Here is a 12,865-nt window from a genome sequence, read left to right on the forward strand (position 1 = left end):
CTTCTCGTAACGGAGAAGCTTCCACGTCAAGCAAGCAGGCGGAACGCCAAACTCTTCAAAAGTCCCATTCGAATCGGACGTTCCATTTGCGGTCCTCTTGCATTCTTTAAATATGTTTTCAAATCGCCTTCATACACTAGTTCCATATGTGGCAAATACGCCAGATGATGCGGCATTGTCAGGCTAGGCCTCGTCAGCAGTCGATGCATCTCGCTCTCCTGCATGACGGTCGCGACGAATTGCGAACAGAAAAAGGCTCTTTTCCGTCGAATCTCTTTATTCAGCGCCACGCCGAACAAACCGATAAAGTTATATTTATAGTCTCTATGATTCAACTCGAATTGAACGATTTTCTGACGAATCCGCATATACGCTTCCGTAGATACTTCGCAACGGTACACAGCGCAATCGGCCTCCTGAAAGATGCCTTCCGCAACATTTTCACGTACAAACCCACCGAAGAACGGATTGTACTGCTGCTTTCGACCGAAACTATAGATTTCGGTCAACTGCTCGTCGAATGCAATCGATGCATGATTCAAATCCTTGCGTGTATACATGCCAATCGCCCTTGACAGCAAAGTTCCCGTGTCAGTGAGAACGATATAGATTGTTTTTCCCATTATCCCAACCCCTAACTCATCTCTCTCTACAAGTATGTACAATTTTTCCGGGAACCTAAACCGTCTGCAGATGGAAACCTTCTAAGCCCTAAGTTGTAGACAAGATTCGGGGAGCGGACAGTTCAAGCGTTTTTCTATATATGTATTATACGTTTTAACTACAAGTAGAGTTTCACTTTCCAAAGATTTTTCAATCCCTCGGAAAGCGATGGGCGCCGGTTGTCATGGTATTAACAATCGCTCATCGATCGATTGTTTTCCTATTATACTATTAAACACGCCGACTTTCTCGCTTTTTTTGAAAATAAATGTTTAGGATAAAAAGACACCTGCTTTAGTCGCAGATGTCTTCCATTTTATCAGTTACTTTCAGAATAAACTTTCATGGCATCCCGCATGAATACAGCCAAGCCTTCTCCGAATTGGTCGATGTTTTTTGTAAATCGTTCGTCTGCAACGTACATCTCTCCTAAACCGGCAAATGCTTCCAATGAGTAATTACCGATTTTATTCAAGAACGTGTACCAATCAGCGATTGCTGCCTGAGCTTCTACTGAAGCTGGATCCGTACCGCGCAGTGCCGCTAGATTGGAATAAATGCGGTTCATCTCCTGCTGTTCTTTCTCACCGAACTGAGCGACATTTTTATTCGCCTTGTCGACCGCTTCATCCCCCCATCGTTCTCTAGCTTCCTGCTCATATGGATTCGAACTGAAGTCGAATCCTTTAAACTTCTCTTCGTTCGTCATTGTCATTTCTCCTCTCTCAGACTGGAGCGTCTTGTCAATCGTCTCAATCATCGTATCAAGTTGGTTGCGCTTCGCCACTAACATATCGCGTTGCAGCTCGAACGCCTCCAATCGGTTGAAGGAAGGACTTTGAAGCAGCTCCTTGATTTTCTTCAAAGGGAAGCCGACTTCGCGAAAGAACAAGATTTGCTGGAGGGTCGTCAAGTTTTCAGCGGAATAAACCCGATAGCCCGCCTCCGTCACACTGTCCGGAACGAGTAAACCGATTTCATCGTAATGATGGAGCGTGCGCACACTCACACCAGTCAAATCTGCCACTTCTTTCACTTTCATAACTCCCCGCCTCCCTTCACTATTGACTATAGAGTATGACGTAACGTGAGAGTCAACACAATTGGGAATAAGAAAGTTGATTTCCGCTTCAGGCGGACGCTTTCCTCTCCAATCAACGAAATAATTAAGGTCTTGTATTAACAATTAACTAACAAATTAGTATTTCAAGTATAATTGACTAATCAAGTTGTATATAGGAGGTTTGATTCATGATAATAGAAACGAATAGACTCAAATTGATTGCTTGCACTCCAGAATTTTTAGCAATGATACCACCTGAGGATTATGAAATTAGAGATCATGTGAAAGGGCATGCAGCCGAACTTCAAAATGATGATTCCCAGTTAGGATGGGGAGTATGGTTCGTTGTGGATAAAGAAACAGATACGATTATTGGTGACATCGGCTTTAAAGGGAAGCCTTCGACAGATCATACTGTGGAAATCGGTTACGGCATTGTGCCGTCCGCGCAAAATAAAGGATATGCGACGGAGGCGGTAGGAACGCTAATCGAATGGGCATTTGCCTCCAGAGAAGTAGAGATAGTCATTGCCGAATGCGTAGAAGAAAATTCTGCTTCCATAAAGGTGTTGGAGAAGTTGGGCTTCCGGAAAACTGGACGGGTAGACAATATGTTGAAGTGGGAAATGTAAAAGATTTAGATTGGTAAACAACAGAGGAGATGGGCTCATTTCCTCATTCCCGCTCAATCACCCATCCAGCCAAAAGAAGTGTTCACCCTGTATTTACTTCTTCATAAATTCGCTTTCTAATTCCTTTTCAATTTCTTCGTCACTCATTGTAACTACTTCTACTTCTTTTTCTTTCACATTAAAATGCTCTGAAATCAATTTCAGCTGATTGCTAATCTTTGAAAGAAAATAAACCACGTTCAACAATAGCAATATGATGATGAGTAAAAATATCATTATCCACATCCATAATCCTCCCTTTTTGTTTTAAAAATCCGAATCTTTCATTCATTATAAACGTATTACCTATAAAAGGGGTGGTGAAATGTCTGCAAATGATAACAAGCGATTAGCCGTACTCTTGAGTTTGGTGTTCATACTGTCCGGAATTTTACTAGTTGCGTGTTCTAAAGCTGATGCAGAGGACAGGAATAAAGAAGTCATTAGAAAAGTCCTGGAGCTTGAGTTTTCAGGTCCAAATGACGAGCTAATGGATCTTTTATGGAACCCTCAATATACGACTGTTGTAAATAATAAAGAGGAGAACAAGGAGCTTGATAAGTATTTAGAAGAGATTTACGGACCTTACTTTACAAATTTTTACCTACCCACCTTCATAAATACATCAGGGCTGACATATCAAACTATGGCTCACTGGGCGGGGTACAAGTTGAACCTGAAGGACGTCACGATTGAAAAGAGTGACGAAGCGTCCAATCGCTATACGTTCATAGCGACGGTTGGTTATCAAAAAAATGGGGAGGAAGAAAAAACGGCAAATGTCTCTGGGTTAGTCCTTTTCTCAACAAAAGAAGAAGGGAAAATCGGGAAATTCCATTACAGGGATGATGATCTATTGCGTGAGATGAGAGAATGAACGGGCTCTTGTTGTTCAACTAGCTGAAGCGTTAAAGATCTAAAAGAGATCCAACACTATTGGATCTCTTCTGGATTCTTACTTCTCATGTTGCATACGCTTTTTCGAAGTCACTTACTCAATCGCCACCCAAACTTCTATTTCATAGCCATCTGAGCCAATTGGATGGATATATCGCTCAAATCCATAACTATGTCGAAGTTTCACATCTGGATTGCGCAACAACGTATCAAAAGCAGCTGGAATTGCCCCCACTCCGCCTTCGACCTTCGCGACAATAAATTTACCGCTCGGAATCAATAATTCCTTCGTATCCGTAAAACTTTCTGCCGACTCCGATTTAATACCAGCCAAATAGTGAAAGTTGCCATTGCCCATTCCCAACGTAATCCCGAAGGACTCTTCAGGCTTAGCACCCTTTTCTTCAATAATACGGTTCAACTCATCCCACAGCTTCGGAATATCCGTTACTGGCCCATTCATTTCATAGCCTTTTACTGTGAACTGCTCCACTTGTTCAATACGTGTCCCCATTTCTCCCATCCCCTTTACTCAATCGGCATCCAAATCTCAATAACGTCTTCCGACACCCCAGCCGGATGGACGTAACGCTCGAAATCGTAGCAATCCCGTAGTTGTATATCATCCATTTGAATGATGTATTCATACGCAACCGGAATGCCTGGAATGCCGCCTTCCACCTTTGCAACGATGAACTTACCGGCGGGAATGACAATTTCTTTCGTGTCCGGAAATCCTTCCGTCAACTCTGATTTCAGTCCCGCAATATAATGGATGATGTCGTTCTCCATCTTCAAGCAAACGCCAAACGCCTCTTCAGCGACAACGTCTTCTTCGTTAATAACCTTTATTAAGCGATCCCATTCCGCCGGGATTGCGGATACAGGTCCCATCACCTCATACCCTCTTACTGTAAACCCTTCGATTTCCTCAATACGAGTTTCCAATTCCTTCTCCCCTTTGCATAATAAGTGATCGATTCCTTCCATCTTCCCTTGTAGTTCATGGATTTCATTCTCAATTTCCTTTTTCCGATTCTTCAACAAAGAATCCATCTGTTCATCCCCCTCGCGCAAAATGTCAATAAGGGATACTCCGAACTTCCTCAATGTCCTGATCCGCACGAGCTGTTGCTGTTCTTTTTGTGAATAAAACCGGTACCCCGACTCCGGACTCACATAAGCTGGCTCGATGAGTCCGATTTCTTCATAATGTTTAATAGCCTTCGCCGTCAATCCGACAAGATGGGATGTCTTCCCGATCGATAACATAGCTTCCCTCCCTTTAATCCCAGTTTAAACCTGCCTCCAAGGGACAGGTCAACGATTTTCTATAAGGAATTAAGAAGCTGATGTAAACCCTTATCCATAGTAATTCTGGAACCTTGTACAACTACGACAGCAAATAGATCTTTTAATTTTCCCGCTGAAGTCGTCAGTTTTTCAACCGTGATTTCATCCGGGTAGGTTGAAAGATATGCCTCTATAAAAGAGGAATCCAACGTGTCATACGCTTTGAACTGATGTAGCTTCTTTTTTTCATTCATCGCTTGTGCCAATAAAACATACTCCCTCATTTTCTCAAGCATTTTCAGTGCATAGATGAAGTTGTTCCGTTTCAACTCTTTGTCCAAACTTAAAGCACAATATACGAATTCAAACGCTATATCGATATACACATCATATTTGATTTGCTTATTTTGAAAGAGTTCATTTTCGGCATTCATCTTCTCGGATACGAATCCAGTCTTATCAACAATCACTTTCCATAAAGGCGACTTCACATTCAGTAAATCACTTGGAAGAATGGACACATTGAACTCCAGTGAATTTTCCATAAATGCGATGAGCAGATAGATATCCCTGCTAAACTGTTTTTCTTTTATATAGACAGGATTCAGCTCACTGAGTGTACGATGAACAAAACTTTTTGTGCTTTCAACATCTTCAAGTTTAGAAGTGGAAACCATTAAATCAATATCGGAGTATTCATCCATATATCCCATCACCCCGGAACCTAACTGGACAACTCCATCAATTAAATCGGAGGACTCTAATCTCTCAATTATTTTCATAAAAAACTCGTTTCTTTCATCAGAACTATACAAACCTCCACCCCCTCAATTTTCTATTCCAACCTTGCTGGATTGCTCCCTTTCACCAAAAAGCTGAGCTTCGTTTCTGATAAAATGATTGCAGCAAGTATTAAAACCGCCCCGATTCCCATCTTAAGCGTAAGGATCTCACTTAACAGAATGACGGAAAAAACCATTCCCCATAATGATTCAGTCGAAAGAATAATTGCCGCTTTCGTTTCTGTAATGAATTTCTGTGAAACAGTTTGCAATAAAAAGGCAATCGTTGTCGAGAACACACCTAAATAGAGTAACGACGTCAACCCTTCAGGCTGCGTGCTGAATGACATCTCACCTTTCAGCAGAACGACGACAAAGCCGATGACAGTCGCTGTCGCCATTTGGACAATCGTCAAAGCGATCGGGTCTTCATCTTTCACAAATTGGGACGTGTAAAAAATATGGAATGCGAAACCGATCGCACAGCAAAACGACAGGAAATCGCCGATATTCAGTCCCGCTGACCATTGAAGTGACAAAACCGCTACGCCGAACATCGCAAGAAAAGCGCCAATGAGTTCGAACAGATCCAACTTTCTTCTATAAATCGCAAGACCAATAAACGGCACGATGACAACATTCACCGCAGTCAAAAAAGCATTTTTAGACGGCGTTGTAAATTGAAGACCGACCGTTTGCAGCGCAAATGCTATGTATAAGAAGACGCCCAAAACTGCCCCTTTTACCATTGCACCTCTTGAAATGAACTTCAATTTGTTATAAAAAACCGCACATAATAAAACAGCTCCAATAAGGAATCTACCCGCCAAAATCTGATATGGCGTGTAGGAATCCAGTGCAACTGCACTTCCGACAAACCCGCTTCCCCAAATGATTGCTGTCAATATCAATCCGATTTCACCAATATATTTCCGCATAGTATCCTCCGGTATCCAAGTAATTAACAATTTATTTCATTATAGCGCAACTGCTTTCATTCAAAGACTCAATTTTAAAATTTCATTCATGTATTGTTTCATCATCAGAGGAAAACCTAAGCACAAAACCGGATAGGAGGTTTTCCACTTGAAACTTTTACGCTTCTTGATTCCATTCCTCGTGATTTCCATGCTCATCCAACCTCTTACGTCCAAAGCGGAACAGACCAATATTGACCAACAATCCATCCAAGATGCACTGCTGTCAACCCTTCAGCCGTATATTTCGGAAGGGATCATCGACTTTTACGGATACGACAAATCGTATGGATTATACGATGCGAAAATATTGAACATCCAGCGGGACGAGAAAGGTGGATTTTCCTTCACTGTTGAAGTTCAAGTGAATACATTCGAGACAGCTGAAAATCCGCCATACGGCAAGGAGACATTGCAGTTCGGAATCAGTCCAAAAGGCGTCAAACTGCTCGACTTTACGCATGAAGGTGATGATGAAGAAAAGAAATTACATCAATTTTATAAGGAAGCGCTCATCGACATTAAAAAGTCATTCCATTTAAATTTACTTCCTTATGAGCGATACGATTATAACCAGTTGCGGTATAAGGCGGAAAAACAAAATGATTTCAATTCACTGGCACATATCGCAGAAGAAATTGTCATCAATATTCTCAGCACGGAAATACAACCGCCATATAAAAACGTAATCAATCCTGTAACCTTCATAAAAGGCAATGAAGGGTTTATCCTGTTCAAGAAAGCAGACGGAACCAACTTCTATTACAAAGTCCTCAAGGAGAACGGCATTTGGAAAGTCGTCGAGCAGGAGAGCGAGAAAGGGAAGAAGATGGGGTACGACTTGCTTTGGTATATGTAAGTAAAAAGAGGTGGCCCCGGCCACCTCTTTTTGATATTAGTTTGTCGTTGCACCTTTCCAGTGTGAAATGTCTTCTTCCAGCGGAATTTGTGCAGCTCTTGCCCGGACTGCGGCGAAGAAGAAAAGGGTGACAAGGAAGATAGAAATAACCGTTGCCCCGATATACGCCACATTCATCGGCAATCCGAAGCCGATCGTCGCATTCAAAATATACGTCATCGTTGCCATAAGCATGAACGTTCCTGGGACGAGCGCCACCCAGTAGTTCTTCCGTGCAATGAACAGATACATCGCACCTACGAATAACGCGATCACGGCTGTCGATTGGTTCGCCCATGAGAAGTAGCGCCATAGAATATTAAAGTCGACTTGCGTCAACGCAATGGAAATGACGAACATCGGTACAGCAATCCAAAGACGGCTCACCATCTTCACTTGCGACAACTTGAAATAGTCAGCAATGATCATCCGCGCACTGCGGAAAGCCGTGTCTCCGGAAGTGATCGGAAGGATGATGACACCGAGAATTGCTAGCGTTCCACCAACCGCACCCAACATCAATGTAGAAGCTTCGCTGACGATCAACGCAGGACCGCCTGCAGCCAACATTTCATGCAAGCCGCCATATCCGTTGAACAGCGCCATTCCCGCAGCTGCCCAAATCATCGCGATAATCGCTTCTGCAATCATCATGCCATAGAAAATCTTACGGCCTTGGCCTTCTTTTTGCGTCGTACGTGAAATGATCGGTGACTGTGTCGCATGGAAGCCGGACAATGCTCCACATGAAATCGTCAAGAATAGAAGTGGGAAAATCGCCAATTTGTCAGGGTGCATATTGGCAAATGTCAACTCAGGAATCTCTACTCCTTTAATGACCATCATCCCCCCTACCCCGACCGCACTGATGATTAAAAGTGCACCAAAGATTGGGTAGAAGCGGCCGATGATCTTATCGATCGGCAATAGTGTTGCAAGAATATAATAGGCGAAAATAAGTGTAACGATGATACCCATTGCCATCCAACCGTTCATCAAGTTGTACAGCAAACCTGCAGGTGCTGAAACGAATACCGTTCCGACAAGCACCAATAACAGAATGGCAAAGGCATTCACGATATGCTTCATGAATTTCCCTAAAAACTTGCCTGCAAGCTCTGGCAAATGCGCTCCGCGGTTACGAATGGAGATCATTCCCGTCAAATAGTCGTGGACAGCGCCTGCAAAAATTGCGCCGATTACAATCCAAATGAAAGCGATCGGACCATAAAGCGCCCCCATGATCGGACCAAAAATCGGACCAACCCCCGCAATGTTCAACAGCTGGATCAGCGAGTTTTTCTTCGTGCTCATTGGTACATAATCGACGCCGTCCCCACTCGTATACGCTGGCGTCGCGCGGTCCTCCTTCACCCCAAACATCTTCTCAATGAATTTGCCGTACGTGAAATAACCGACAATCAATAAGACGATACCAAATAAAAACGTAATCATTTCTCTTCCCCTTTCCCCCGATAGGAGTAATTTCTTTCAGCCCGGTGAGATGCCCACAAAAAAAGATTAACCCCAAGATGATTTCAATTTGATTAACGTGGGCAATACCCCAACTAGTCTGAAAGGTTTATAGATTATTATACTTCATTTCAAGGTAAATTAATATATAGTTTTCAGTTTCTTTTAAATATTACAGATAACAGTAATAGAATTTTTGAATACAAAAAAGCATGCGGATTCAGTGGCATGCTTTTTTCAATTTCCTCTTCAAATAAACTTCCCGATGATTTCTTTAACAGTTCCGCCCTTTGTTTCGTGGACGCTCTCTCCCGCCCATAGCGACATGAATTCAGGTTTGCCGAGTCTTGCCGCTTCGCTCCGGATTTTCTTCGTCAAGTCGTTTTGGTATGGGTAAGGGGCAATCGGTGCATCTGCCATCATGTCCATGAATGAATTTCGGATACCTCTTGCCGACTTGCCCGAAAACACTTTCGTCAGAACGGTGCTATTTTCGGCAGCTTCTATGACTGCTTGTTTATAGAGCGGATGTGCCCCGCTTTCTTCCGCCGCTAGCAACGCTGTGCCGATTTGAACGGCTTGCGCTCCGCGGAGAAGTTGCTGATCTAGATGCTCTTTATTAGCGATTCCACCAGCCGCAATGACCGGAATATTGATAGCCTCTACAATTGAAGGCAATAGTTCTCCAAGTGACACAAGCTGTTCCCCGATGAATGAACCACGGTGCCCCCCCGCCTCACTGCCTTGCGCGACAACCGCATCGACCCCGTCCACTTCCACCGCGATCGCTTCTTCTTTCGTCGTTGCCGTTCCGATCAGCAATATGCCCGCATCCTTGAGTTTTTGAATCGTCTCCTGATTCGGAATGCCAAATGTGAATGAGCAAATCGGTACACCCTCTTCTATAATGACATCCACTTGCTTGTCAAAATCCGATTCCGATAATGGCGCCTTCCAAAATGGCATACCAAGTCTCTCTCTAACCGGTTGCAATGCCATATAAGCTTTTCTCAGCTGTCCCTGGTCCAATTCCGCATTTTCCGGTACGAATAAATTAACCGCAAATGGCTTGTCTGTCAGCTTTTTGACTTCGTGAATGAAATCGCGGGTAGCTGCTGCGGATAAATAACCTGCTCCTATTGAACCTAAAACTCCCGCGTTTGATGATGCCGCCACAAATTCCGGCGTCGTGACGCCCGCCATTGGGGCTTGGATGATTGGGTGCTGGATTCCTAAAACATTAATAAAAGTCATGAGTCTTCTCCCCTTCTTTCATGTCGATAGAATAAATAGATGATAATCAAGGGAAAAACCGAGAACAATGCAATCAGTTTGAATGCATTATTTGCGCCTAACAAATACAAGGCGATCGGTAAAGAAGTGAAAAAGCTAATGAGCAATGACGTTTTAGACTTAGTGAATAGGCCGAAAAAGAACGATAGAAATGATATGATCAATGATATTTGCCAAAGGACAACAATCAAGTCCAAGCACCCCCTGTACGCTAATCATTCCGAAAGTCATACACATCTTTACGGACGTCCAACTCGACACCGTTGATTGACACAGTATGCTCGTCAATCCATCGAATGACCGCTTCACTTTCACGGTATCCCCAATAAATATTCTTCTTTTTATCTCTCTTTTTATGATAGACAACCTCACCGCGAATTGCGTCTGCCACTGTTGCTCCACTGCGGGAAACATACCCTTTTACCGTATAGTCACCGTCCGGAGAAATTTCTTCCGTTAGAAATTCTCCTTTCGGCAACTGTTGCATGCTGAAGAAAAAGTAATTAATTAAAAGGAGCAGCGCTCCTAAAACCCCTATAATGATGCCGAGTAGTAGTCCCGTCACTTTCCAAGCCCGTCTCATTCTATCCACTCATTTCCGAATTGGTACGTACCCCGTCTTCTTAATAATTTCCTGCCCTTCATCCGACAGAATCCACTCAATGAACGCTTCGACGTGCGGGTTGTCACTGCCCGCTGTTATGGCATAAAATTCATTCGTAATCGGATATTCGCCCGACCTAATCGTGTCTACAGTCGGTTCAACACCGTTCACGGCTAGCAGACGGATTTTATTGTTTTTCACCATTTGGGTCGAATAGTACTTGAATGTATAGCCAATTGCATTTTTATGGTTTTTATAGTCGGACACTTGCCCAATGATCGTACCCATAAGTGATGCGATGTCCTCTGTCGGGGGATCCATGATCGGCTCATCTCCCATGAAACTTTGCAATGCCGTTTGGCTACCGCTATCTTCGGGACGTTGGAAAGCGCGGATTGGATCGTTCTTCCCGCCGACATCTTTCCAATTCGTAATGTCACCGGAATAAATCCCTTTGATTTCATCCTCCGTCAAGCTTGCAACTGGGTTCTTGGCGTTAACGAAAAAAACGAACGCTTCTTTACCGATCGGCGTCAACTTCAATTCCTTGCCAACGTTCTTCGCACTCTCTATTTGTGCCTTCGATGGCTCCAAAGCGAAAATGATATCCGCCCGTCCATTGATGAGGTTTGCATAAGCTGCTCCCGTCCGGCTCGACATTACTTCGCTGTTATAGGGATCGTACTCTTTTTCCGGATAAACAGCTTGTGCGAACGCCGCGTAAATTGGGTAAAGTGCAGTTGCTCCGTCGATCACCGGTAAATTATCCTCTATTTGCAAGAAAGCCGGCTCGTCTAGCGACACTGACTCCGTCTTCTCCGTGAATGGCTGGTATTCGAATAGATCAACTTGGCCGTCACTAAGTACTGGTCTCGTCTTATCGTAGATTCCGGGAGCGGCATAGATTAGTGAAAGTGCGACTGCGGCTGATGTTCCGATAATGAAAATCTTCTTGTATCGATACAATTCGAAGCGTGACATGAAGGCATAGGCTCCGATTGCAAGATATGCAGCTACAACGATTGGAATAAGGTATTTCATTCCTGTGAAATATGCAGTAAATGTCCCGATTGCAGCAAGCGGGAAAAGCAGCGCCATGATAAATAAAACAGACAGAACACCCCAAAATGTTTGCAATCTACTCCCTCCTCGTAATCTCTCTTTCGTTCAGTATACATTATTTAGAAATTAAAAAAGGTGCCGAACAGAAAGAATCTGTCGGCACCTGTTATTATGCAGTTCCTAATTTGACTCCAAGCTCCTTTGGGCGCGGGGAGCCGCTTTGGACGCGGAAAACCCTACTTTGGACGCGATACCAAAAACCCCCTAGCTTTTATTCCAAAATATCGCTCACCCGTCCGACTTGTCCATCCTCCAACCGCACTTTTATGCCATGCGGATGGAAGCTGGAGTTTGTCAATAAATCCTTAACGACACCTTCCGTCTTCACGCCTGTGCGCTGATCCTTTTTCAGGATGACTGCTACTTTCATTCCTGGCTTCACGTCACTTCGATTACGACCGTCCATTAGTTCGCTTCCTCTCTCTTTTGAAAAATGCTTTGCACAACATGGGCCGTTCCCGTATGTAGCTGTCCTTCTTCGCGGTTCACTTCCCCGACGTGGAAGTGTTTAATGAAATATCCATCGAACTTTTGCAAAATGTCTGCTGGATCCATGAGCATCGCTGCATCGCGCGGACCGCCTGTACCATATCGGAGCTGCTCTTTCGTATATAATTCGCTAACATAGAAGCCGCCGACTTTCAGCGCTTTCTGCACGCCCGCCATCGTCCGATTCATGACATCTTCGGGGAAATGGCCGAAAATGTGGACGATTGCATCCCACTGCTCTTCTTCCCATTCGACTTCCGCTAAATCGCGAAGCTCCGTCTTCACCGCAACCCCTTTTTCATTTGCCAATTGCTCTGTCTTGTCGAGCCCCGCCTGCGCATAATCCCAAGCAGTAACGTCATATCCAAGGGAAGCCAAGTAGACGGAATTCCGTCCCTCCCCTTCCGCGATGCAAAGCACCTTTCCTTTCGGCGGCAGCATGCGGGCAGCTTCCACGACAAACTGATTCGGTTCTTTTCCGTATATATACTCTTCTGTAGAAAATCGTTCATGCCAAAAATTCGTCATCAGCTATCCGTCCCTTTCATGGCAATTTCCCTAAGTTTATCATATCGTGTCCTTTGTGTAGCCATCCACATACGGTGCTGATCGTTATCACCGACTCTCGGGAATTTACCAC

At 44.0% G+C, this 12,865-nt stretch carries 17 protein-coding genes; 3 read left to right on the top strand and 14 right to left on the bottom strand.

The window, feature by feature from the left end:
• Positions 1–26 precede the first annotated feature (26 nt).
• Positions 27–623, bottom strand: a complete 597-nt coding sequence (locus tag NIT04_RS16680) for a hypothetical protein (protein WP_252504652.1) — start codon at positions 621–623, stop codon at positions 27–29.
• Positions 624–982: 359 nt separating this feature from the next.
• Positions 983–1,705, bottom strand: a complete 723-nt coding sequence (locus tag NIT04_RS16685; protein ID WP_252504654.1) for a MerR family transcriptional regulator — start codon at positions 1,703–1,705, stop codon at positions 983–985.
• Positions 1,706–1,914: 209 nt separating this feature from the next.
• Here NIT04_RS16685 and NIT04_RS16690 point away from each other — a divergent pair, with 209 nt between their 5' ends.
• Positions 1,915–2,358 carry a GNAT family N-acetyltransferase gene (locus tag NIT04_RS16690; RefSeq protein WP_252504655.1) on the top strand — a complete coding sequence of 148 codons (444 nt, stop codon included), beginning with the start codon at positions 1,915–1,917 and terminating at the stop codon, positions 2,356–2,358.
• 93 nt (positions 2,359–2,451) lie between these two features.
• Here the strand turns inward: NIT04_RS16690 and NIT04_RS16695 are convergent, their stop codons facing one another.
• On the bottom strand, positions 2,452–2,643 hold the full coding sequence (locus NIT04_RS16695; protein ID WP_252504656.1) for a hypothetical protein: 192 nt from the start codon (positions 2,641–2,643) through the stop codon (positions 2,452–2,454).
• Positions 2,644–2,722: 79 nt separating this feature from the next.
• Here NIT04_RS16695 and NIT04_RS16700 point away from each other — a divergent pair, with 79 nt between their 5' ends.
• Positions 2,723–3,274, top strand: a complete 552-nt coding sequence (locus tag NIT04_RS16700; protein WP_252504657.1) for a hypothetical protein — start codon at positions 2,723–2,725, stop codon at positions 3,272–3,274.
• A gap of 114 nt (positions 3,275–3,388) precedes the next feature.
• Here the strand turns inward: NIT04_RS16700 and NIT04_RS16705 are convergent, their stop codons facing one another.
• The 4 genes from NIT04_RS16705 to NIT04_RS16720 are packed head-to-tail and all read right to left on the bottom strand — an operon-like array spanning position 3,389 to position 6,307.
• Complete coding sequence (locus tag NIT04_RS16705; protein ID WP_252504658.1) at positions 3,389–3,808, bottom strand: GyrI-like domain-containing protein; 420 nt, start codon at positions 3,806–3,808, stop codon at positions 3,389–3,391.
• 14 nt (positions 3,809–3,822) lie between these two features.
• The gene (locus NIT04_RS16710) at positions 3,823–4,566 is read right to left on the bottom strand and encodes a GyrI-like domain-containing protein (RefSeq protein ID WP_252504659.1); all 744 of its coding nucleotides are present in this window, start codon (positions 4,564–4,566) and stop codon (positions 3,823–3,825) included.
• Positions 4,567–4,625: 59 nt separating this feature from the next.
• The gene (locus tag NIT04_RS16715) at positions 4,626–5,402 is read right to left on the bottom strand and encodes an aminoglycoside 6-adenylyltransferase (RefSeq protein WP_252504660.1); all 777 of its coding nucleotides are present in this window, start codon (positions 5,400–5,402) and stop codon (positions 4,626–4,628) included.
• Between the two features lie 20 nt (positions 5,403–5,422).
• Positions 5,423–6,307, bottom strand: coding sequence for a DMT family transporter (locus NIT04_RS16720; RefSeq protein ID WP_252504661.1), 885 nt, complete (start codon positions 6,305–6,307; stop codon positions 5,423–5,425).
• A 148-nt stretch (positions 6,308–6,455) separates the two neighbouring features.
• Between NIT04_RS16720 and NIT04_RS16725 the strand changes: the two genes are divergently transcribed.
• Complete coding sequence (locus NIT04_RS16725; RefSeq protein WP_252504662.1) at positions 6,456–7,205, top strand: DUF3888 domain-containing protein; 750 nt, start codon at positions 6,456–6,458, stop codon at positions 7,203–7,205.
• Positions 7,206–7,241: 36 nt separating this feature from the next.
• Here NIT04_RS16725 and NIT04_RS16730 read toward each other — a convergent pair whose 3' ends face one another.
• The 7 genes from NIT04_RS16730 to NIT04_RS16760 all read right to left on the bottom strand — a co-directional run bounded on the left by NIT04_RS16730 (position 7,242) and on the right by NIT04_RS16760 (position 12,753).
• The gene (locus tag NIT04_RS16730; RefSeq protein ID WP_252504663.1) at positions 7,242–8,699 is read right to left on the bottom strand and encodes a carbon starvation protein A; all 1,458 of its coding nucleotides are present in this window, start codon (positions 8,697–8,699) and stop codon (positions 7,242–7,244) included.
• A gap of 267 nt (positions 8,700–8,966) precedes the next feature.
• Positions 8,967–9,971, bottom strand: coding sequence for a nitronate monooxygenase family protein (locus tag NIT04_RS16735; protein ID WP_252504664.1), 1,005 nt, complete (start codon positions 9,969–9,971; stop codon positions 8,967–8,969).
• Positions 9,968–10,201, bottom strand: coding sequence for a hypothetical protein (locus NIT04_RS16740; protein WP_252504665.1), 234 nt, complete (start codon positions 10,199–10,201; stop codon positions 9,968–9,970). Before NIT04_RS16740 ends, NIT04_RS16735 begins: the two co-directional genes overlap by 4 nt.
• Positions 10,202–10,221: 20 nt before the next feature.
• Complete coding sequence (locus tag NIT04_RS16745) at positions 10,222–10,593, bottom strand: DUF5412 family protein (RefSeq protein WP_252504666.1); 372 nt, start codon at positions 10,591–10,593, stop codon at positions 10,222–10,224.
• Positions 10,594–10,602: 9 nt separating this feature from the next.
• Positions 10,603–11,751, bottom strand: coding sequence for a PstS family phosphate ABC transporter substrate-binding protein (locus NIT04_RS16750; protein ID WP_252504667.1), 1,149 nt, complete (start codon positions 11,749–11,751; stop codon positions 10,603–10,605).
• Between the two features lie 196 nt (positions 11,752–11,947).
• Positions 11,948–12,142: a YwbE family protein gene (locus NIT04_RS16755; protein WP_251699632.1), complete on the bottom strand. Its 195-nt coding sequence runs from the start codon at positions 12,140–12,142 to the stop codon at positions 11,948–11,950.
• Positions 12,142–12,753, bottom strand: a complete 612-nt coding sequence (locus NIT04_RS16760; RefSeq protein ID WP_252504668.1) for a bifunctional 2-polyprenyl-6-hydroxyphenol methylase/3-demethylubiquinol 3-O-methyltransferase UbiG — start codon at positions 12,751–12,753, stop codon at positions 12,142–12,144. Before NIT04_RS16760 ends, NIT04_RS16755 begins: the two co-directional genes overlap by 1 nt.
• Positions 12,754–12,865: the final 112 nt, after the last annotated feature.

This window comes from Sporosarcina sp. Marseille-Q4943 (assembly GCF_943736995.1).
In the GTDB taxonomy this organism is placed as follows: domain Bacteria; phylum Bacillota; class Bacilli; order Bacillales_A; family Planococcaceae; genus Sporosarcina.

What these genes read in the sequence shown, in the direction of transcription:
- NIT04_RS16680 (WP_252504652.1), bottom strand. Translation starts at nt 623, where the DNA reads ATGGGAAAAACAATCTATATCGTTCTCACTGACACGGGAACTTTGCTG.
- NIT04_RS16685 (WP_252504654.1), bottom strand. Translation starts at nt 1,705, where the DNA reads ATGAAAGTGAAAGAAGTGGCAGATTTGACTGGTGTGAGTGTGCGCACG.
- NIT04_RS16690 (WP_252504655.1), top strand. Translation starts at nt 1,915, where the DNA reads ATGATAATAGAAACGAATAGACTCAAATTGATTGCTTGCACTCCAGAA.
- NIT04_RS16695 (WP_252504656.1), bottom strand. Translation starts at nt 2,643, where the DNA reads ATGTGGATAATGATATTTTTACTCATCATCATATTGCTATTGTTGAAC.
- NIT04_RS16700 (WP_252504657.1), top strand. Translation starts at nt 2,723, where the DNA reads ATGTCTGCAAATGATAACAAGCGATTAGCCGTACTCTTGAGTTTGGTG.
- NIT04_RS16705 (WP_252504658.1), bottom strand. Translation starts at nt 3,808, where the DNA reads ATGGGGACACGTATTGAACAAGTGGAGCAGTTCACAGTAAAAGGCTAT.
- NIT04_RS16710 (WP_252504659.1), bottom strand. Translation starts at nt 4,566, where the DNA reads ATGTTATCGATCGGGAAGACATCCCATCTTGTCGGATTGACGGCGAAG.
- NIT04_RS16720 (WP_252504661.1), bottom strand. Translation starts at nt 6,307, where the DNA reads ATGCGGAAATATATTGGTGAAATCGGATTGATATTGACAGCAATCATT.
- NIT04_RS16730 (WP_252504663.1), bottom strand. Translation starts at nt 8,699, where the DNA reads ATGATTACGTTTTTATTTGGTATCGTCTTATTGATTGTCGGTTATTTC.
- NIT04_RS16735 (WP_252504664.1), bottom strand. Translation starts at nt 9,971, where the DNA reads ATGACTTTTATTAATGTTTTAGGAATCCAGCACCCAATCATCCAAGCC.
- NIT04_RS16745 (WP_252504666.1), bottom strand. Translation starts at nt 10,593, where the DNA reads ATGAGACGGGCTTGGAAAGTGACGGGACTACTACTCGGCATCATTATA.
- NIT04_RS16755 (WP_251699632.1), bottom strand. Translation starts at nt 12,142, where the DNA reads ATGGACGGTCGTAATCGAAGTGACGTGAAGCCAGGAATGAAAGTAGCA.
- NIT04_RS16760 (WP_252504668.1), bottom strand. Translation starts at nt 12,753, where the DNA reads ATGACGAATTTTTGGCATGAACGATTTTCTACAGAAGAGTATATATAC.